Raw genomic sequence first — 20,267 nt, forward strand, 5'->3', positions numbered from 1 at the left:
GATCGCGAGTTTTTGCGAAAATCACGCGCTCACCGCAGTCTCGATGTGAAGGGCGGGCGCGGCGCGCGGCCGGTCAGCTCACAGGTACAGGTCTTGATCCCGGATCAGCGCGGTGGCGACCACGCTGATGACCGCCGTCGCCACCAGGTACCCGCACGCCAGCCACGGCTTGCCGCCGGCGGCGGCGATCAGCGCGGTGAGGATCATCGGTGTGACGCCGGAGGCGTAGACGCCCGAGAACTGGTAAACGAACGACAACCCGGTGTAGCGGGTGGCGGTGGGATACAGCGCCGAGTACAGCGTGCCCTGCGCGCCGTAGAACAGCGCGTGCACGACACCGAACACGACCACCATCGCGAGGCCGAACAGGAGTAGGTTTTTCGTGCCGAACAACGCGAAGGCGGGGAACGCCAGCAGGCCGTAGCCCGCCACGCCGACCAAATACACCCGCCGCGGCCCGAACCGGTCGGTCAGGATTCCGGACACCGGCAGCAGCGCCGCCATCAGCAGCGCGGCGACGGTCACCACCACCAGAACCGACACCTTGTTGAACCCCAACGCGCCGGTGGCGTAGCTGATCGCGAAGACGCCCCAGGTGTTGAAGGCCGAACCCTCGGCCCACCGCGAGAGCAGCCCAAGCACGGTGTTGCGCCGGGATCGGGGTTCGCGGACGACCTCGCGGATGGGAACGGTGGACATCGCCTCGAGCTGCGCCAGCTCGCGAAACGCCGGCGTCTCCTCGACCCGCAACCGGACCACGATGCCGATCGCCACCAGCACCAGGCTCAGCAGGAACCCGATCCGCCAGCCGTACGCCAGGAACCGCGCCTGGCCCAGCCCGATCTGCAGGCCCGCGAAAATGCCGGTGCCCAAGGCCAATCCGAGCGCCAAACCGACCTGCGGGATCGCGCCGAAGCGCCCGCGGCGGCCCGCGGGGCTGTGCTCGACGGCCAGCAGCACCGCGCCGGCCCACTCCCCGCCGAGCGCGAAGCCCTGCAGGATGCGCAGCGTCAGCAGCAGCACCGGCGCCCACGCGCCGATCTGGGCGGCGGTCGGCAGAACCCCGATCAGCGCCGTGGCGACGCCCATGATCAGCATCGTCAGCGCCAGGCTGCGCTTGCGACCGATCCGGTCCCCGATGTGCCCGAACACCAGGCCGCCGATCGGTCGCATGACGAACCCGACGGCGAACGTCGCGAACGCCAGAAGCGTTCCCACCAACGAGGTTTCGTTGGGGAAGAACACCTTGCTGAACACCAGGCCCGCCGCGGTGGCGTACAGGAAGAAGTCGTACCACTCCACGGTGGTGCCCAGCAGGCTCGCGGCGACCACGATGCGCAGCCGCCGACGCCGTTCGACGTCGGATTCCTCGTGACCTTGCGGCGCGGCGACGGCCGCGACGGGCAGCGTGGTTGCCATGGCCTACTGCGCGGACGCGATCGCGAACGGGGTCGCCGGTGCCGGCTGCGATTGGCGGTTCGGGTGCTGCCACAAGCCCTTTCGCTCGAGCAGCGGCAGCACACCCTCACCGAACCAATACGCCTCCTCCAGATGCGGATAGCCCGACAGGATGAAGTGGCTGATGCCGAGCCGCGAGTACTCGGCCAGCCGTTCGGCCACCTCGGCGTGCGACCCGACCAGCGCGGTGCCCGCGCCGCCGCGCACCAGGCCCACCCCGGCCCACAGGTTGGGCCCGACCACCAGCCGGCCGCTGTCGCCGCCGTGCAGGTCCAGCATGCGGCGCTGGCCCTCGGACTCGCTGCGGGCCAGGCTGGCCTGCACCCGCTCGACGTCGGCCGGGTCGACCGCGGCGAGCAGCCGGTCGGCCTCGGCCCACGCCTGCTCGGAGGTGTCGCGGCTGATCACGTGAATCCGCAAGCCGTACTGCAGGATCCGCCCTCGGTCGACGGCCAGCCCACGAATCCAGTCGAGCTTTTTCGCGACGGCCGCCGGCGGCTCGCCCCAGGTGAGGTAGACGTCGGAGTAGCTGGCCGCGACCGGCCCGGCGGCACCCGACGACCCGCCGAAGAACACCGCGGGGACCGGGTCGGGCGGGTTGTTCAGCTGCGCGCCCTCGATGCGGATGTGGTCCCCGGCGAAGCTCACCGGCTCCCGCGAGGCCCACAGTTGCCGCACCACATGCAAGAACTCCGCGGTGCGGGCGTATCGCGATTCCTTGTCCAGGAAGTCGCCGTACGCGCGCTGCTCGTGCGGTTCACCGCCGGTGACGACGTTGAGCAGCAGCCTGCCGCCGGAGTGCCGCTGGAACGTCCCGGCCATCTGCGCGGCCAAGGTGGGGCTGAGCAGCCCGGGCCGGAACGCGACCAGGAACTTCAGCGTCTCGGTGCCCTCGATCAGCATCGCCGTCGTCAACCACGCGTCCTCGCACCACAATCCGGTCGGGGTGAGCACCGCCTCGAAGCCGTTGTCCTCGGCGGCCGCGCAGATCTGGTGCAGGTACCGCAACGTCGCGGGCCGGTCACCGTGCATCGCCGTGCCGTGCCCGCCCGCGACCAGGTTTCGCGAATCCCCGTACGTCGGCAGGAACCAATGAAACGCCAGGCTCATCCACCCTCCCTCGTTGTCCAACCTCCGATCGTGCGCGACATCGGCACGACGCACGAGGGTTGAAACCTCCGAGATTGGATCCGCCGTGATCCGCTACTGCGGGTTGCCCGTGTGGGGGTCGAGAGCCAGCGTCGGCTGGGTGGGACCGCTGAAATCGAACATCGCGGTGAGCGCGCCGGCGCGCTCGTCGAACGAGTGGTCGCCGACGCGCCCGGTGCTCCAGTTGTCCTCGATGAACCGCAGGATCGACGTCTGGTCGGTCAGGGTGTGGTCGACGAAATTCGTTCTGGCATAGGGAGATATCACCAGCAGCGGCAGCCGTGGGCCGTACCCGCAGCGGCCTTGGTACGCGGGGGGCGCGGCGGCGGGATCGCCGCATCGGGCCGGACCGTTCAGCGCGTCCTCGGGCGTGGCCGAGGTGGACACGATCGGCGAGGGTTTGTGATCGTACCAGCCGTCGGAGTCGTCGTAGGCGACGACGATCGCCGTATCCCGCCACTGCGGGAGCCGCTGCAGGTGGTTGATCGTCTCGACGAGGAACCGCTGCTCGTCGAGGGGATCGGAGTAACCGGCGTGCCCGTTTTGGTAGGCGGGCGGTTTGAGGAAGCTCACCGCCGGCAGGTGACCGCCGTCGGCGGCGGTCCAGAAGTCGGACAGGTCGTATTGATGGTTGGCCTGATCACCGCGCCCGATCTTGTCGATCGCGCTCGGCGGCAGGTGATGCGGGTTGGCGGTGGACGGGTAGTACTGGAACGGCTCGTGGTGCGGGACGTAGTCGGGCTTGGCGCCGAACGGCAACGCCCCGGTTTTGCCGGTCCCGCCGAGGGTTTCGCCGATGTTGTGCGTGGCGCCGCACTCGGCGGTGCCGTCGGGCCTGCGGGCGGTGGGCCGGAAGCCGCCCTGGAACCAGCCCCACGTGACGCCCTTGGCGTTCAGCAGGTCGCCGACGTTCTTGTTGTCGGCGCCGAACTGCACCTGGTCCCGTGACGAGCAGTCGTCGCCGAGGGGCTGCGCGTCGTCGATCAGGGTGCCCCGCCCGTTGCCGGTGTCGTCGATCACCGTGTGGGGCGGGAACGGCTGCCCGCCCGGCATGAATTTGTTTGTCACGCCGTGCGTTTGGCCCGAGATCAGGTTGATGTGGCCGGGCGACGACGGGCCGAACGTGGTGTTGTAGAAGTTGTCGCTCATCGAGTAGTGCTGCGCGTAGTTCCATAGCGCGGTCACCGTGTTGCCGTCGTAGTAGCCCATCACCAGGCCGGGAGTGTTGAAGGACGGCGGCGGGCACGGGTCGCCCTGGGTGTGCTCGACGAACCGATCCATCGCGCCGGCGTTGAAGGCCAATTGTTCGGCCTGATATTCGTGGTCCTGATCGCAGGTCACGATCTGACCCGGGCCGCCCAGGCGCATCGGCTGCACCGAATTGGGATTGTGCGTCAACAACTCCGGGGTCAGGCCGTCGACCGTAGGGGTGCCCGGGCTGGCGGTGAACGGTTGGCCGTCGACGCCCGCGGCCCGCGGATACGTGGCGAAGTAGTGGTCGAAGGAGACGTTCTCCTCGTAGATCACCACCAGGTGGTGGATCGGCGTGGCCGTCGCCGGCTCCGCGCCCGGGCTGGCGGGCCGGTGCCCGCACGCCGCGACGAGGCCGAGCGCCGCCAGCACCGCGGCGAAACGCGTGCGGTCCATCAAAGATCTCCTCTTCGTGACCAACAGATCACGTCAGATCACGCAATGCTTCCAATACGGCGTGGCTCGGCCGGTAATGCCGGTCCGGCGCGGCATCATTGCGATCATGCCTGACCTGACACGCCGGGCGGTGCTCCGGATGGGTGCCGGTGCCAGCCTCGGGGCCGCCGGCGTGTTCGCCCTCGGCGCCCTGCTGGATCCGACCAAGCCGCAAGCGGCTCCCGCCCCCTTCGAGCCGTCGGCCGCCAGCAGCAACCTGCCGAACAGACTGACCGGTTCCTTCGTCTCGGCGGCCCGCGGCGGCGTCAAGACCAACTGGGTGATCGCCCTGCCTCCCGGGCAGAAGGCCGAAGCCGGCACCCTGCGTCCGGTCATCGCGCTGCACGGCAAGGACGGCGACGCCAACATGATGCTCGACTGCGGTGTCGAGAAGGCGCTGGCGCAGTTGGTCAAGGAAGGCAAACCGGCATTCGCGGTGGTGGGCGTCGACGGCGGGGCCAACAGCTACTGGCACCGCAGGGCCTCGGGCGAGGATCCCGGCGCGATGGTGCTCGAGGAACTGCTGCCCATGCTGTCATCGATGGGTTTCGACACCTCCCGGGTGGCTTTCATGGGGTGGTCGATGGGCGGCTACGGGGCGCTGCACCTGGGCGCCAAGCTGGGTCCGGCGCGAACGGCCGGGATCTGCGCGATCAGCCCGGCGCTGTACACCTCCTTCACCGGCAGCGAGGCGGGAGCCTTCGACAGCTACGACGACTGGGTCCAGAACAGCGTCGTGGGTGTGCCGGCGCTGAACTCGATTCCGCTGCGCGTGGACTGCGGCACCTTCGACCGCTTCTATTTCGCCACAAGGCAATTCGTCGCGCAGCTGAAGACCAAGCCGGCGGGTAGTTTTTCCCTCGGTGGACACGACATCGGCTACTGGCGAACGCAATTGCCGGGCGAGCTGGCCTGGATGGCGACCTAGGCCACGCAGATGACAGTCCGGCAGGAAGTGCTCGCCAGCGGCCCACGTCGAGTGGAGCGGCGGACTTCCCGGAAGGGATTCCGGCCCGACATCGAGGGCTTGCGCGCGGTCGCGGTCATCGCCGTGGTCCTCTATCACGCGGGCATCCCGGGAGTCCCCGGCGGCTACATCGGCGTGGACGTCTTCTTCGTCATCTCCGGCTTCCTCATCACCGGCCTGCTGTGGCGCGAGGTCACCACCACCGATACCGTCCGGCTGGGCCGCTTCTACGGCGCGCGCGCCCGGCGCCTGCTGCCCGCCGCGGCCACGGTCGGCGTCGTCACCGCCGCGGCGGCGGCCGCGGTGCTGCCGCCCCTGCAGGCGCGCGGCGTCTTCCTGGACGGCATCGCCAGCGCCCTGTACGTCGGCAACTACCGGTTCGCCCAGCAGGGCACCGACTACCTGTCGGCCGACGCCCCGTCGCCTTTCCAGCACTACTGGTCGCTGGGCGTCGAGGAGCAGTTCTATCTGGTGTGGCCGGTGCTGATCATCGGCACCGCGTGGCTGGTCCGCCGCGTGAAAAGCGGTGCCGCCACGGGGCCGACGCCCTATGCGGTGGTGCTCGCGGTGGTGGGCGCCGCGTCGCTGGCGGCGGGCGTGGTGTGGACGCGCACGTCGCCCGCCTTCGCGTTCTTCTCGTTGCCGACCCGCGCCTGGGAGCTGGCGGCGGGCGGCCTGGTCGCCCTGTCGATCCCGGTGTGGCGCAGGCTGCCCCTGCTGTCCGCGTCGATCGCGGGTTGGGGCGGCCTGGGGCTGATCGTGCTCACTTGCACCCAGCTGGGTCCCGGCACCCCCTACCCCGGCACCGCGGCGCTGCTGCCCGTGCTGGGCACCGCGCTGGTGATCGGCGCCGGGTGCGTGACGGGCGGCCTGGGGGCCGGCCGCGTGCTGTGCAAGCCGGCGATGCGCGCGATCGGCCGGGTGTCCTACTCGTGGTACCTGTGGCACTGGCCGGTGCTGTTGCTCATGCCGCAGCTGCTGGGCGAGCCCGCGGGGCTGCCGGCCCGGCTGACCGCGACCGCCGTCTCCGCCGGTCTGGCGGTGATCACGCTGCACCTGGTCGAGGACCCCGGCCGGTTCGCCGCCGCCCTGCGCCACTCGGCGAGGGCCAGCCTCGCGGTGGCCGGCGCCGCCAGCGCGGCCGCGGCCTGCGCCTGCGTGCTGTTGCTGGCGTTGACGCCGGTGCCGGCGGGTCACGGGGTGGCGGCCCCGAAGGCCAACATCGTCGCGGTGCCCGCGCCGAACGTCCCCGCCGTCGGCGCGACCGAAGCGGCGCTGCGCCAGGCCGTCGCGCAGGTGCGCGAGGCCGTGGCCGCGACCGCTGCGCTGCGGGCCGTCCCGTCCAACCTGGACCCGCCGCTCGCCAAGGCACCCGCCGACAAGGCGGCCGTCTTCGTCAACGGGTGCGTGCGCTCGTGGCGCGACGTCGGCCAAAGCGAATGCGCGACGGGCGATTTGGCGTCGCCGACGACGGTGGCCCTGGTCGGCGACTCGCACGCCGCCATGTGGGAGCCGGCCTTCGAGCAGGTCGCCGAGCAGCGGCACTGGCGCCTCGAGGCGCTGGCCAAGGTGACCTGCCCGCTGCAGGAACTTCGCATCACCAGCCCGTATCTCGGCCGCGAGTACACGGAATGCGTCCAGTGGCGCGGCCAGATCATGGACCGGCTGAAGGCCGAGCGGCCGCGCCTGATCGTGCTCGACATGAGCCGGCGCTACGGGGCCGATTTCGGTTTCACCTCATACGATCCCGCGTGGATCGACACCCTGGGCCGCACCGTCGAACAGTTGCGCAGCACCGGCGCCGCCGTGCTCGTCCTCGGGCCCGCCCCGGATCCGCACGGCCCCGTGCCCGCCTGCCTGTCGGGTCACCTCGACGACGCGACCGCGTGCGCGCCGGCCCGCTCGGCCGCGCTCGACGAAGACGGCATCGGCGCCGAGCGGGCGGCGACGACCGTCGCCGGCGGGCAGTACGCCGACCTGACCGACCTGTTCTGCGCCGCCGACCGCTGCCCGGTGATCGTCGGCAACACGCTGGTTTTCCGGGACGACAACCACATCACGACCGAATACGCGCGACTGCTGACGCCGGTGATCGGTGCGCTGGCAGACCGCGCCCTGGCGGATGGCTGACGTGTAATGAACTTCTCGCCGCGCACGAACGTCAAATCAGTGAAAGGTGTTTGGAGGTTTTCAAGATGACTCCGCTGCTGCTGATCTGCATTGCGGCCATCGCGCCCGTCGCGGGCGTCGGCCTGATGCAGTTGCAAACGCGCCTGGAACAATGGGATTACGAGCGCCACGCGGAAGACTAGCCTAAAGCCTTGCGCGCCTAGGGCTTTGGCCGCTCATCCAGACATCACCGAGACAGCTGCATGCCGATCAGCGGCGCGATCTTGTCCGCCAGATACTGATGCCCCGCGTCGTTGGGGTGCACGCCGTCGGGGCCGATCAGGTCCGGCCTGTCGACGAACCAGCGATCGCCGATCGGATCGACGAACGTCGCCCCCGCGGCCCGCGCCGCGCCGTTGAGAACGTCGCGAATCTCCAGGACCGAATCGGGCACGTCGGCGGTCGGCCACGGCGGCCCGATCACCAGCAGCCGGGCGGACGGCGACCGCAGCCGCGCGAGACCGAAGGTGTCACGCACCCTGGCGGCCAGCAGTTCCGGGTCCTCGGGGTGGAAGCCCTGGTCGTTTCGGGACCCGAAGAACACTACCAACGCATCCTCGGGCTTGACCGCCCTGCCGGTCAGGTCCTCGAAGACGCTGCCGTGGTCACCGGTCACGCCGTAGCCGGCCCGGCCTTCGGCCGCCACGTCGGGCACCACCCGCACGCCGCGCTGGGACAGCGTGTGCCAGGCCAGGGCGGTCCACGATTTCGGGCCGAGGCCGCCCTCGTCGGTCCCGGTGGTGTAGGAGTCGCCGATCACGGCCACGTGGTTCAGCCGGGAATCCAGGGTCAGGGTTTGGTAGGCCCGGACCCGCGCCGGGTCCGCAACGACGACGCCCGCCGCCAGGGCGAGGCCGAGTATGAGCGTGACCAGGCGACTCACCGCTACCTCCCCCCGAAAGCTGCATCGTCGTGCGCCGCGTCCAAATCAACGGAATCGTACGAGTAAACGGCGCGAACCGGGCCTCAATCCGCGCAATGGCGGCCGGCCGCTATCGCCATGGTATCGACGGTTCCGTGCGCGACCCGATTCACTCGCCGAGGTAAATCTCACACCGCGCGGGCCGAAATCGCTTCCCGCGCATCCTCGATGGGGCGAACGTTGGCGCTGGCCGGCACGCGTTCGTCGGGCTCGGGTTTCGCGCTCGCGGGCCGGACGTCGACCATCCGGCGCATCCAGCGGCGCGCGGGCTCTTCGACGAAGTGATACAGCAGGATTGACATGCCCACGGCGATCGCGAGCAGGCCGGCGACGTTCCATTTCCACGGGTTGTCCTGCGGCGTGAGCTCGAACTGTTCGACCGCCCATCCCCAGCCGGTGTGCACCAGCTCATGGACCATGTACAGGCAGAACGAGATCTGCCCGCCATACACCATGATCCGGGTGGACAGCATCCGCGGCAGGCCACCCACGCCGATCGCCAGCGCGATCACCAGCGGAACGAACAGCATGTCGACCACCCCGCCGCTGTCGTTCTCCACGACCCCGGCGATCGGGTGCGCGCTGAACCAGTACAGGACGCCCACCATTGCCGCCAGCAAAAGCAGGGACACGTACCCGGCGACGCGGCGGCCGCGATCCGTCAGCCGCAACCTGCGCACGGCGGCGCAGGCCAGGGCGCCGGCGACGAACTGGGTCACGATTCGCGGCAGCCAGCTCCACGGTGTGTAGAAGTGGCCACTGGCCAGCAGCATCACCACCGGCGGCAGCGACGCGGCGAAGGCCAGCACCATCAGGCTGCGCGCCCTCGTCGCCTGCTTCATCCGCAGGATCACCAACACGAGCACGCCGAAGAGCAAGTAGGCCAGCCATTCCGCGCTGATCGACCAGGCCGGCCCGTCCCAGCTGGAGTCGTCGAAGAACGGCGTGAACCACAGCTGGACCAGCAGGATCTGGCGCACGTAGCTGATCGCGGTGAGCTGGCCGGCGTCGGGCGACGGCACGTGCCCGACGTGCAGGGTGAAGATCACCCACAGGGCGGCCAGGTGCAACGTGACCAGATACACCGGCCACACGCGGGCCAGCCGCAACCACAGGAAGTGCAGGGTGGCGCGCGTCGACCACGACCGGCCCATGCGGTCGAGGTAGTTCCAGGTCAGCACGAACCCGCTGAGGATGAAGAAGAGGTCGACGCCCTGGGCCCCGCAGTTGAGCACGGGCGCAAGGGCGTCGTGGAGGTCGGGCGACGCGTCGCCCAGCATCGGCCGGAAGTGAAACAGCACAACCCACAGCGCGGCGACGATGCGTAGTCCGGTCAGGGCCTTGATCTCGCCCCTGATCTCTGCGCCGCGCACGTTGCTCTTTCCGCCTGGACTCTTGCTGTTTCGTATCCCTGGTTACCGGCTGACCGGGCGATGATTGAGCCCCCCGACCGACAACCGGCAGCCATGGAAGCGTAACAGCGCGAGCGCGCCGATCGCGTGATGGGCCGTGGCGTGGCACGGGTGTCGACGGGCGCCACGCGTCGCCTCGCGCAAGCCGTCGGCGTCGCTTTCGCCCAGGCCAACCCCCCCGAAAGTGGCTTCTTAGCAAAGAGTTAGGAGCGGCTGTCGGTCTCCTTATATTTGGCGGGCACCTTTAGAGAACAGGACTCGGCGAAGGGGCGCTCATGACGATCACCAATGTCGCGACGCGGCACGGTTACGGCACCTTCGAGTGCGGCCGCGCCCAGATTCGCGCCCACTGCCGTCACCTGGCGACCGTGGTGACCGTTCGCGGCGACGTCGACGCCGACAACGTCGACCGGGTCAGCGAATACCTTTGGCGATTCACCCTCGGGAGCAACCCGGTGGTGCTCGACCTGACCGACGTGAGCCACATTGCCGCGTCCGGCATCTCGCTGGTGCACCGGCTCGACGAGGACTGCCGCGCCGCCGGGGTGGAGTGGACGCTCGTCGCGGGCCCCGCGATCACCGGACTGCTGGGCGACCAGGGCGAGTTTCCGATCGCGCGCTCGGTGCACGAGGCGCTGCGCAACCTGGCCGAGGCCATAGTCAGCCGGCGTCAGCTCGTGCTGCCGCTCATCAAGAAGACGGCTTAGTTTTTCGGGGCCCGTTCCCGGCGCAGCCGCGCGATGCCCAGCACCGCCAGCACCCCCGCGGTCGTCACCAGCACCAGGGCCAGCAACAGCAGCTGTGGGTCGTACACCAACGACGTGGTGAACGGCTGCCCGTCGGCGATGGGCGCGACACGCACCGTGTGACGCGCGTGCACCCAGGCCACCCCCGCGCCCGCGAGCGCCGCGCAGGCCACGACGAGCAAGACCAGGGCCCTGAAGCGGGCGTTCACGACGGCGACCCGTCTTCAAAGTCGTCGGCGACGTCGGACCCGGCGGGTTCCACCCGCTCCTGAACCAGCGGGGTCAGCGCCGCCCGGAGGTGCCGATGGCGGCGCGCCCAGGCCTGGGCGGTGCGATCGTTGGTGAGCTTGAGCCCGATCCCGATCCGGCCGCGCGGCACCCCCACCAATTCGCCGAGAGCCCGCGCGGACTGCCACTTCGCCAGCTCCTTGCCGGAGGCCTGGTGGTGCTCGGGAGCCGGATAGACCCTGACGATTTCGCGCACCAGGATGGTTTCGGTGCCCTGCCGCAAGGCGTCCTCGGTGAGCTCGACGGAGACGTGGATCCGCGCCGCCTTCACCTGCAACCCCACGAACGCCGACACCACCACCAGGAAGATCGCCGGAACGACCAGCGACACCTTGGCACCGCTCCAGATCTCGATCAGCACCATGGCGCCGGCCGACGCCGGGCCCAACGCCACCCACCACCAGCTCGCGCCGGGCTCGTAGAACAGCGGCCGTGCTTCTGTCATGAGAGCCACCCTGCCGCGTCCACGGCCCAATAGGTGAGCACGATATCGGCGCCGGCGCGCCGGATGCTCGTCAACGACTCCAGCGCGGCGGCGCGTTCGTCGATCCAGCCGTTGGCGGCCGCGGCGCAAATCATCGCGTATTCCCCCGAGACCTGGTAGGCGGCCACCGGCACCGGCGAAATCGAGGCCGCCGCGGACACCACATCCAGGTAACCCATCGCGGGCTTGACCATCAGGATGTCGGCGCCCTCCTCGAGGTCCAGCCGGATCTCGCGCAGCGCCTCGCGGAAGTTCCCCGGCTCCTGCTGGTAGGTGCGCCGGTCCCCGGACAGGCTGGAGCTCACCGCTTCGCGGAACGGGCCGTAGAACGCCGAGGCGAACTTCGCCGCGTACGCCAGGATCACCACATCGGTGTAGCCCGCGGCGTCCAGGCCGTCGCGGATCGCGGCCACCTGGCCGTCCATCATCCCGCTCGGCCCGACCACGTGGGCGCCCGATTCCGCTTGTGCCACAGCCAGTTTGACGTAGCGGGCCAGCGTCGCGTCGTTGTCCACCCGGCCCCTGGCGTCCAGGACACCGCAATGCCCGTGATCGGTGAACTCGTCCAGGCAGGTGTCGGCCATCAGCACCGTGGCGTCGCCGAGATCCTTGGCCAGGTCGCGCAGCGCGAGGTTGAGGATCCCGTCGGGATCGGTGCCGGCCGAGCCGGTCGGGTCCTTGTCCTGCTCGCGGGGCACGCCGAACAACATCAGCCCGCCCACCCCCGCGGCGACGGCTTCTTCCGCGGCCGCCCGCAGCGAATCCCGGCTGTGCTGAACCACATTCGGCATCGACGCGATGGGCCGCGGTCCGTCGATTCCGTCGGCGACGAACATTGGCAGCACCAAATGCCTTGGCTCCAGGGACGTTTGCGCCACCAGGCGGCGCAACGCGGGGGTCGAGCGGAGCCGGCGCGGCCGCTGCCGCGGGTAGGCCATGGGGCTAGCGCCTGCGGCTCTTCTTACGCGGCGGAGGCAGCGCACCCTCGGCGCGCAGCCGCGCGGCGTGTTCGGCCAGCGCGTCGACCAGGGGGCCGACCGCGGCGGTGTCGGGCTGGACGTCCACCCGCAGGCCGAACTCGGCCGCGGTCTCGGCGGTCTTGGGGCCGATGCAGGCGATGATCGTCCGCGCGTGCGGCTTGCCGGCGATGCCGACCAGGTTGCGCACCGTCGAGCTGGACGTGAAGCACACCGCGTCGAAGCCGCCCGTCTTGATCATTTCGCGGGTGGCCGCCGGCGGCGGCGCCGCGCGAACCGTGCGGTACGCGGTCACGTCCTCGATCTCCCAGCCGCGCTCGCGCAGCCCCTCGGCCAGTGTCTCGGTGGCGATGTCGGCCCGCGGCAGCAGGACGCGGTTCACCGGGTCGAAAATGCTGTCGTAGGGCGGGAAGTCGTCGAGCAGACCGAGCGAGGACTGCTCGCCGGCCGGCACCAGCTCGGGGCTGATCCCGAAGGCGCGGACCCGGTCGGCCGTGGACTCGCCGACGCAGGCGATCTTCACCCCGGAGAACGCGCGGGCGTCCAAGCCGAACTCGCCGAACTTCTCCCACACCGCGCGCACCGCGTTGGTGGAGGTGAACACCACCCATTGGAAGCGGCCGTCGACCAGGCCCTTGACGGCCCGTTCCATCTGGGCCGGGCTGCGCGGCGGCTCGACGGCGATGGTCGGCACCTCGATCGGCAGCGCTCCGTAGGAGGTCAGCCGCTCGCTCATCTCGCCCGCCTGGTCCTTGGTGCGGGGCACGAGCACGGTCCAGCCGTACAGCGCGCGGCTTTCCCACCAGTTCAGCTTCGCCCGGCTGGCCACCGTCTTGCCGATGGTCACCACGAGCGGGCCGGTCATCGGGCCGGCCGGGTCGGTGCCGCCCAGCACCGCCGGATCGGTCAGCCCACCCAGCGTTGTCTCGACCGAACGCTGCTGGCAGGTGGTGCCTTGCGCGGTCACCACGCACGGGGTGGCCTCGGAAAGCTCGTGGTCGATCAGGGCGCGGGCCGCGTCGGCCAGGTGCGACGCCGTGGCCTGCAGGATCAGCGGGCCGGGGGCCGCGGCCAGCGCGTCCCAGTCGACGTGTGGGTCGCGCACGTCGGCGACCGTGTGCGACGAGCCCAGCGGCAGGCCGGCGTAGGTGGGCACGGCGCTGGTGGCGGCCAGGCCGGGCACGATCTCGACGTGCAGGTGGCTGCGCGCGACGGCGTTCACCTCGGTGATCACGGCGTCGAGCGTCAGCGGGTCGCCGGCCACCAGCCGCACCACGTCGACGCCGGAACGGGCCTCGGCCACCAGCGTCTTGGCCACCTCCGTGGGCTCGCCCAGGGCGGGACGCACATCGGGCCCGGCCGAGATCACCGCGGGCGCCGTCTGGTTGGCGTCCCCGTCGGCGGTGCCTTCGGCGGTCGTGACCTCCGGGCCCGCCGGCGCCGGCCCGGAGACCGGCGGCAGGTCCTTGCCGATCAGCGCGAGCACGGGCTCGGGCACGTCGGGGTCGGTGAACACCAGGGCGGCATTGGCCAGCACCGAGGCGGCCCGCGTCGTCAACAATCCCGGGTCGCCCGGGCCGGAGCCCACGAACGTGATGTGGCCCGGTCTCGGCTTACGCCCTCGCGTCGTCATTGTCGCTCCCAAGTGACTCTCTTCAGTTTCCTCGCGCGGGGTCTTGCCGCGCCCCCCCGATGAGCTCTCGCGCGCCCAGCTCGAACAGCTCCGCGGCGACCGAGAGCCCCAGCTCTCGTGCCCGACCGGGAGTGCCGACTCCGGACGCTCGGATCACGTCGGACCCGTCCAGCGCGGCCACACAGCCACGCAACGACAGCTCCTCGAAGACCCGGCCGTCCTCATCGATGGACTCGACCACTTCGGCGATCGCGCCCACCGGTGCGGAGCAACCGGCCTCCAGTTCGGCCAGCAAGGCTCGCTCCGCGGTGACCGCCGCGCGCGTGTCGGCGTCGTCCAACTCCGCCAGCACCGCCGCCAACTCGTCACCGGCGCGGCATTCGACGGCGAGCGCGCCCTGAGCCGGTGCTGGCAACATCTGCACCGGCTCTAGCGTCTCGGTGACATCGCCGAGGCGGCCCAGCCGGGCCAGACCGGCCCGGGCGACCACGATCGCGTCAAGATCACCACTGCTTACCCTGTTCAACCTGGTATCAAGGTTGCCTCGTAGGGGGCGGATTTCCAAACCGAGACCCAATGCTCTAAGCTGTGCGGCCCGCCGCGGCGACGACGTGCCCACCAGCGAACCCGCCGGCAACTCCCCGAGCACCAGGCCGTCGCGGGCGACGAGGGCGTCGCGGGGGTCGTTGCGCGGCGGTATCGCCGCGATGATGAACCTCGGGTCGTCGGCGGTGGGCAAATCCTTGTGCGAGTGCACCGCGGCGTCGACGCGGCCGTCGTCGATGGCCTCCCGCAACGCGGTGGTGAAGGCTCCCACACCCAGGCTCTCGATGGGCGCCGACGACCGGTCCCCCGCGGTCGAGATGGTCACCAGCTCCGCGGGGTGGCCGTTGGCGATCAGGGCGTCCCTGACGACGCCGGCCTGGGTGGTGGCCAACAGGCTGCCCCGGGTGCCTATCCGGATCACGTGCGCCAATCGGCTACTCGGCGGACTGTTTCGGCATGCCGGCGTCGAAACCGCTTGGCATCACGGGCAATTCGCCGGCGGCGACGGCGTCCACAGCGGTCTGGTCGAGTTCGAACAGTTCGCGCAGGGCCTCGGCGTAGCTGTCGCCTCCCGGGGCGCTGGCGAGCTGCTTGATCCGCACCGTCGGCGCGTGCAGCAGCTTGTCCACCACCCGTCGCACGGTGCGCGCCACCTCCTCGCGGTGCGCGCTCTCCAGGCCGGGCAGCCGGTTGTCGAGGCGCAACAGCTCGGCCTCGACGACGTCGGCGGCGCGCTGGCGCAGCGCCGTCACCGTCGGGGTGACCTCGGCCATCCGCTGTCCGGCCAGGTAGGTGGCGACTTCGGCCGCCACGATGTGGCGTGCGGCGTCGACGTCGGAGGCCGCGGCATGCGCCGACGGCTCGTGCTGCACGCGCTCCACGTCCACGACCCAGACCCCGGGCAGCCCGGCCACCGCCGGGTCGACGTCGCGCGGCATGCCCAGATCGCAGATCACCAGGGGGTGGTTGGCCTCGTCCCGGCGGGCGGTGGCCAGCGCGTGGTGCACGTCGGCCAGCGACACCACGGGGCTGACCGCGCCCGTGCAGCTGACCACGACGTCGGCGTCCGCCAGCGCGTCGGGCAGCCGGTCCAGGGTCAGCGCCTCGGCGTGCACCCCCGACTCACGGATCTTGCGGGCCAGCCGCTGCCCCCGGGACGCCGACCGGTTGAGCACCACAACGCGGTCGATGCCGGCCCGGGTGAGGTGCGCGGACGACAGTGCGCCCATCGCCCCGGCGCCGATGACCACGGCGGCCTTGCCCGCCAGCCCGCCGAGCCGCCGTTCGGCCATGGCCAGGGCGACCGACACGACCGAGGCGCCGGCGGCGTCGATGGCGGTTTCGGAATGCACCCGCTTGCCCACCGACAGCGCCCGCTGGGCCAGCTCGTGCAGGACCCGGCCGACGGTGCGGTTGGCCTCGGCGGCGGCATAGGCGCGGCGGACCTGGCCCAGCACCTGCTGCTCGCCGATCACGGCCGAATCCAGGCCGCTGGCCACGGCAAATAGGTGTTCGACGGCGGCCTCGCTGTAGCGCACGTAGGCGTACTTGGTCAGGTCGCCCATCGACATGCCGGAGTGTTCCGACAGCACCTGTCCGACCACCGCCAACCCGCCGTGGAACGCGTCGACGACGGCGTAGACCTCGACCCGGTTGCACGTCGAGAGCACCATCGCCTCGGTCACCAGCGGCGACTGCAACACCCGATCGACGATCTTGACCTGATCGGCTTCGTCGATGCTGAGTTGTTCCAGGACGGAGACCGGCGCACTGCGGTGCGAAACCCCGAAGAGCAGGACGCTCACGGCAGCATCACCTGGCCAGCTCCCTTGCTTCCTCCAGTAACTGAACTGGTGTCCACGGTAAACGTTAATCAGCGGGGCTACCAAATGAATGCCGCGGCTACCGGGCCAGATCGGCCCGCAGGCGCGGCTCGTCCACCTCCCAGTAGCTGTGCTCGAGCCCGTCCAGCAGCACCACCGGCAGGCGGTCGCCGAACTCCGCGCGCAATCCCGGGTCGCCGGCCGACGCCGCGGCGTCGACGTCGGTCGTGGTCAGTTCGAAGCCCAACTCGCCGGCCAGTTCCTCCAACCGTGCGTGCACCCGCCGGCAGAGGGTGCAGCCCTCCCGGGTCAGCAGCTCGACGCGTCGCCGGGTCATGGGCTCCAGTGTGGCAGCGGTCGAGCGTTCCGGGTGAATTGTGGGACCGCCCTGGATTCACTAGCTTGCCGGTATGGGCGCTGAGGGGACGCTCCACGTCGATCCCATGGTGATGCGGGAGTTCGCCGCCTCGGTTGGCGGCGCCGCCGAGCATCTGATGGCTCAGCTGGAGCAGCTCGACGATCAGGTCGGTCAGATGTTGGGCGGCTGGCGCGGCGCGTCGGGGAACGCGTACGGGTCGGCATGGGAGCTATGGCATAAGGGCGCCGGCGAGGTGCACGCGGGCCTGGCGATTTTGGCGCACCTGGTGGGTGAGGCCGGCGGCGCTTACGAGCAGAACGAGGCGAGGGGCGCCCAGGAGATGCGCGGGGTTTACCGTGGCTGAGGCGTTCCGCGTGGATCCCGAAGCGTTGGCCGACGCGGTCCGGCGGATGACCGAGTTTCAGCGCCAGGCCGAAGAGATCCTCGCCGAAATCGATTCGCGGGCAAAGCGTTTGCACGCGGCCTGGACCGGGGAAGGCGCGGCGGCGCACGCCGAGGCCCATCAGCATTGGGCCCGTGGCGAGGCGATGATGCGTGAGGCGCTGGGTCAGCTGCGCGCGGCCGGGGCGACCGCCCACCACAACTACACCGGCGCCATGTCGACGAATCTGGGCATGTGGTCGTGAGCTAATGGCCCCGCTGGCGTGCGACCCGGCGGCTCTCGACAGCGCGGGCGCCGAGGTGGTGACCGCCGGCGAGGGTTTGGGTTCGGTGATCTCGACCCTGACCGCGGCGCTGTCGGGATGCGCCGGGATGGCCGGCGACGATCCCGTTGGCGCAGCGCTCGGCCACAGCTACGACAATTCGGCGGCCAAGCTCATCGAGGCGATGGCGGCCACCCGAAACGGGTTGTGCAGTCTCGGCGACGGGGTGCGGATGTCGGCGCACAATTACTCGCTGGCCGAGGCGATGTCCAACGTCGGCGGCCGTGGCGGGCCACTTCCCACACCGTCGGTGACGGCGCCGGTGTTGGCGGGCTCTGCGCCGTCGGCGGTCGGGGCCGGTACCGCCGCGCCGGCGGGGTGGGGATGGGTGGCCCCCTACATCGGGATGATCTGGCCCACCGGGGATTCGGCGAAGCTGCGCGCCGCGGCCGCCGCCTGGAGCGCCGCGGGTACCCAGTTCGGGCTCGCCGAAATCCTCGGGACGGGCGGTCCGATGACGGCCGTTCGCGCCCAGCAGATCCCGGAAGGCGCGGCCATCGACCGTGCCTTTACGGACGCCTTCAGCAGCACCACCAGCCTCGTGCAGCAGTGTCAGACCATCGCGGCCCAGCTCACCAGCTATGCCGCCAAGGTCGACCGGGTGCACGCCGCGATCCTGGACCTGTTGGCCCGCATCTGCGACCCGCTGACGGGAATCAAAGAGGTCTGGGAATTCCTGACCGACGACGACGAAGACGAAATCCGTAAGATCGCCAACGACATTCGCACGGTCGTTGACAACTTCGGCGCCGAGGCCGAAGCGCTGCAAGCCGAAATCGCCTCCACCCTCGCCGCGGCCACCACGATCGTCACTGATATGGGCCGCCAGGCCGCCCGGGAGTGGGATCAGTTCCTGCACGGCACCGATGTGGGGCGGGCCGTCAACCAAGTCGGGCAGTACGCCAAGGGCGCGTGGTCGGAGGCCGGGGGAATGCTCAAGGGCCTCTGGGACGTCAGCAGCGTCCGCATGATGTTCGACCCGCTTGGCTACGGCAAGGACATGGCCGGCCAGTTCAAGGGCGCCCTGCCGCTGGTCGGCCTGGGCGGCCCACATGCCCCCGCCGTCGGGGATGCGTGGGAACAGCTCGGCAAGAGCATCGTCCACTGGGACGACTGGGACAAGAACCCGGCCGAGGCCGCCGGCAGATCCGTCCTCGACATCGCCACGCTGGCCCTGCCCGGCGGCCCGCTCTCAAAGCTGGGCAAGCTAGGACGCATCTTCAGAGGTGCGAAGCCGCCGCTGCCGGAGCTTCCCAAACCCCCGTCCATCGAACCGCCGAAGCCGCCGGTCGAGCCGCCGCCGGCGCCCAGGCCGCCGGAATCGGGAAGCCCCGCACCCAAGCCGGCGCCCGGGCCCGCCAATGGCCCACTGCCGCACAGCCCGACGGAATCCAAGCCACCGATCGTCGAGAAGCCGCCCGCCGGCGAGCCGCCCAAACCCGTCGCGGTTCCACCTGAGTCGGCGGGTAAGCCGCCGGTGGCCGACCCGGTCGAGCACGCGCCGCTCACACATACGAAACCGCCTGAGCCCGTTCATCTTCCGCTCGGCCCCGCCGATCAAGCGGCCAGGTCCGTACCCAGTCCGGGCCTGCCGTCGGAGCCGGCACCCATGGCGCCGGCCGCCGCGGCACCGCACCCGGCGATGTCCTCCGCCCCCACCGGCGGACTCCCCGCCGAAGCGCCTCCGCCGTTCGGCGGCGCACCCCATGGTGGGGAACCGCCCATTCATCCGCCCGAATCCCACTCGCCCCATGGCGGGAGCCCCCATCCGCCGGGCGAGGGCAACGGCACGCCTCATTTCCCGGATCACGACAGCACGCCACATCGGCCCGGAGACAGCGCACCCGGCGACGAGCACATGCCAGCGGCAGCTGACAGCCCCGGGCCGGTCGACGCGGATCCGGGTCGGCCCGAATTTACGCTGGACAACCCACTTGACCACATGAGCGCGCAGCTCCGAGCGCTCTCCGAACAACATCTGACCGGAAGCGGCGAAACCGTCCTCGGGCCATTTAGCCCTCCTGGCGGCGGCCCGTCGTACATCGACGTCGCGCAGCAGCACGGAGCTAGCTACTTTGATATCGGGGAGGCGTGGAATGCGGCCACTCCGACGGAGCGACTCGCCGCCAACCAGCATGTGCTCGACATAGCCATCGCGAACGGCGACAAGGTCACACTGTCCGTGCCATTCGATATGGTGAAACCAAACACGTTTACGGCAGCTGAAATCAGGTACCTAGAGTTGCGCGGATATCATCAGATAAATGACACGACGTGGATGCCACCCGGTGGAAAGATCGGAAAATGAAAACGCTGCTAGAGTACTTCGTAAGATACTTTGAACTGCTCTATCTCGATTCGCGCTATCATATTACGAATTCCAGCACGAGCGGCGCGGCGTCGATCAACGCATCACTGACGATCACGGGACCGATCCTTATTTGGGATCTCACCAATGACAGAGGCCAATTTCTGCTTAGCGTGGCGCCGAGAGCGCTAGCGACAGCGGATAACTGGTTCACAGTATCACTCATCAAGCAATACTTAAATGGGCAGAATAATATCGACTATTTGTCCGCTGCAGACGAAATCGCGTGGTTTCGAGAAAATAGCCAACCTGTCGAGGAACTGTTCTCCGACGGATCGAAGAGCGAAACCGTGTGCGAGACGCTTCGATCCCTACGCCGCTCCAACGCAGATAGGTACTGGACTCAATGGCGAGAGCAGCAGGGGCTTTCCTAACTTTCAGCACAATCCGAGATGGTCGGGATCAAACACAAGCCGAGCCCGTATCCACCCGTAGCACCGGGTTCATCGCACGCGCTGTCTGGAAGCGCGATGTGATTGACGGTCGCCATGGGCCGACGGTGCAACAAATCTGGCGCCGAAGCCGACGCGGTCATCACGCCCCGCAGCTTGTGGGG

At 69.8% G+C, this 20,267-nt stretch carries 19 protein-coding genes; 7 read left to right on the forward strand and 12 right to left on the reverse strand.

The window, feature by feature from the left end; genetic code table 11:
* Positions 1-78: 78 nt before the first annotated feature.
* The 3 genes from A5655_RS00660 to A5655_RS00670 all read right to left on the reverse strand — a co-directional run bounded on the left by A5655_RS00660 (position 79) and on the right by A5655_RS00670 (position 4,254).
* The gene (locus tag A5655_RS00660; RefSeq protein ID WP_067004490.1) at positions 79-1,419 is read right to left on the reverse strand and encodes an MFS transporter; all 1,341 of its coding nucleotides are present in this window, start codon (positions 1,417-1,419) and stop codon (positions 79-81) included.
* A gap of 3 nt (positions 1,420-1,422) precedes the next feature.
* Positions 1,423-2,568, reverse strand: a complete 1,146-nt coding sequence (locus tag A5655_RS00665) for an LLM class flavin-dependent oxidoreductase (RefSeq protein WP_067004492.1) — start codon at positions 2,566-2,568, stop codon at positions 1,423-1,425.
* A gap of 93 nt (positions 2,569-2,661) precedes the next feature.
* A complete protein-coding gene (locus tag A5655_RS00670; protein WP_067004494.1) occupies positions 2,662-4,254 on the reverse strand; it encodes a phospholipase C in 1,593 nt (530 codons plus the stop codon).
* A 106-nt stretch (positions 4,255-4,360) separates the two neighbouring features.
* On the opposite strand from A5655_RS00670, the gene A5655_RS00675 reads away from it, so the two are divergent.
* Positions 4,361-5,221: an esterase family protein gene (locus A5655_RS00675; protein ID WP_304441634.1), complete on the forward strand. Its 861-nt coding sequence runs from the start codon at positions 4,361-4,363 to the stop codon at positions 5,219-5,221.
* 51 nt (positions 5,222-5,272) lie between these two features.
* Positions 5,273-7,390, forward strand: coding sequence for an acyltransferase family protein (locus A5655_RS00680; RefSeq protein WP_197508559.1), 2,118 nt, complete (start codon positions 5,273-5,275; stop codon positions 7,388-7,390).
* Between the two features lie 226 nt (positions 7,391-7,616).
* Here A5655_RS00680 and A5655_RS00685 read toward each other — a convergent pair whose 3' ends face one another.
* Together A5655_RS00685 and A5655_RS00690 are read right to left on the reverse strand one after the other, a co-directional pair.
* On the reverse strand, positions 7,617-8,312 hold the full coding sequence (locus A5655_RS00685) for a GDSL lipase (protein ID WP_067004501.1): 696 nt from the start codon (positions 8,310-8,312) through the stop codon (positions 7,617-7,619).
* A gap of 167 nt (positions 8,313-8,479) precedes the next feature.
* Positions 8,480-9,724, reverse strand: coding sequence for an acyltransferase (locus A5655_RS00690; protein ID WP_067004503.1), 1,245 nt, complete (start codon positions 9,722-9,724; stop codon positions 8,480-8,482).
* Between the two features lie 314 nt (positions 9,725-10,038).
* Between A5655_RS00690 and A5655_RS00695 the strand changes: the two genes are divergently transcribed.
* On the forward strand, positions 10,039-10,470 hold the full coding sequence (locus tag A5655_RS00695; protein ID WP_067004505.1) for an STAS domain-containing protein: 432 nt from the start codon (positions 10,039-10,041) through the stop codon (positions 10,468-10,470).
* Here A5655_RS00695 and A5655_RS00700 read toward each other — a convergent pair.
* The 7 genes from A5655_RS00700 to A5655_RS00730 form a co-directional block, all read right to left on the reverse strand.
* Entirely contained in the window at positions 10,467-10,718 is a 252-nt protein-coding gene (locus A5655_RS00700) for a hypothetical protein (protein ID WP_067004507.1), read from the reverse strand. The genes A5655_RS00695 and A5655_RS00700 overlap by 4 nt on opposite strands.
* Positions 10,715-11,242 (reverse strand): DUF3093 family protein, encoded by a 528-nt coding sequence (locus A5655_RS00705; protein ID WP_067004509.1) that lies wholly within the window; start codon positions 11,240-11,242, stop codon positions 10,715-10,717. The genes A5655_RS00700 and A5655_RS00705 overlap by 4 nt, the downstream gene beginning before the upstream one ends.
* Positions 11,239-12,219, reverse strand: a complete 981-nt coding sequence (hemB, locus tag A5655_RS00710) for a porphobilinogen synthase (RefSeq protein ID WP_067004511.1) — start codon at positions 12,217-12,219, stop codon at positions 11,239-11,241. The genes A5655_RS00705 and hemB overlap by 4 nt, the downstream gene beginning before the upstream one ends.
* Positions 12,220-12,223: 4 nt before the next feature.
* On the reverse strand, positions 12,224-13,891 hold the full coding sequence (locus A5655_RS00715; protein WP_067004513.1) for a uroporphyrinogen-III synthase: 1,668 nt from the start codon (positions 13,889-13,891) through the stop codon (positions 12,224-12,226).
* Between the two features lie 22 nt (positions 13,892-13,913).
* On the reverse strand, positions 13,914-14,858 hold the full coding sequence (hemC, locus tag A5655_RS00720; RefSeq protein WP_067004607.1) for a hydroxymethylbilane synthase: 945 nt from the start codon (positions 14,856-14,858) through the stop codon (positions 13,914-13,916).
* 13 nt (positions 14,859-14,871) lie between these two features.
* The gene (locus tag A5655_RS00725) at positions 14,872-16,242 is read right to left on the reverse strand and encodes a glutamyl-tRNA reductase (protein ID WP_067004515.1); all 1,371 of its coding nucleotides are present in this window, start codon (positions 16,240-16,242) and stop codon (positions 14,872-14,874) included.
* 97 nt (positions 16,243-16,339) lie between these two features.
* The gene (locus A5655_RS00730; protein ID WP_067004517.1) at positions 16,340-16,597 is read right to left on the reverse strand and encodes a glutaredoxin family protein; all 258 of its coding nucleotides are present in this window, start codon (positions 16,595-16,597) and stop codon (positions 16,340-16,342) included.
* Positions 16,598-16,670: 73 nt separating this feature from the next.
* Here A5655_RS00730 and A5655_RS00735 point away from each other — a divergent pair, with 73 nt between their 5' ends.
* From A5655_RS00735 to A5655_RS26790, 4 genes are read left to right on the forward strand one after another with little or no spacing between them, the layout of a single operon-like run.
* Positions 16,671-16,982, forward strand: coding sequence for a WXG100 family type VII secretion target (locus A5655_RS00735; protein ID WP_067004519.1), 312 nt, complete (start codon positions 16,671-16,673; stop codon positions 16,980-16,982).
* Positions 16,975-17,265: a WXG100 family type VII secretion target gene (locus A5655_RS00740; protein WP_067004521.1), complete on the forward strand. Its 291-nt coding sequence runs from the start codon at positions 16,975-16,977 to the stop codon at positions 17,263-17,265. The genes A5655_RS00735 and A5655_RS00740 overlap by 8 nt, the downstream gene beginning before the upstream one ends.
* Before the next feature lie 4 nt (positions 17,266-17,269).
* Positions 17,270-19,651 (forward strand): hypothetical protein, encoded by a 2,382-nt coding sequence (locus A5655_RS28125; protein WP_067004523.1) that lies wholly within the window; start codon positions 17,270-17,272, stop codon positions 19,649-19,651.
* Positions 19,648-20,085 (forward strand): hypothetical protein, encoded by a 438-nt coding sequence (locus A5655_RS26790; RefSeq protein ID WP_082978401.1) that lies wholly within the window; start codon positions 19,648-19,650, stop codon positions 20,083-20,085. Before A5655_RS28125 ends, A5655_RS26790 begins: the two co-directional genes overlap by 4 nt.
* Positions 20,086-20,267 lie beyond the last annotated feature (182 nt).

The organism is Mycobacterium sp. 1081908.1 (assembly GCF_001673535.1).
Taxonomy (GTDB): Bacteria; Actinomycetota; Actinomycetes; order Mycobacteriales; family Mycobacteriaceae; genus Mycobacterium.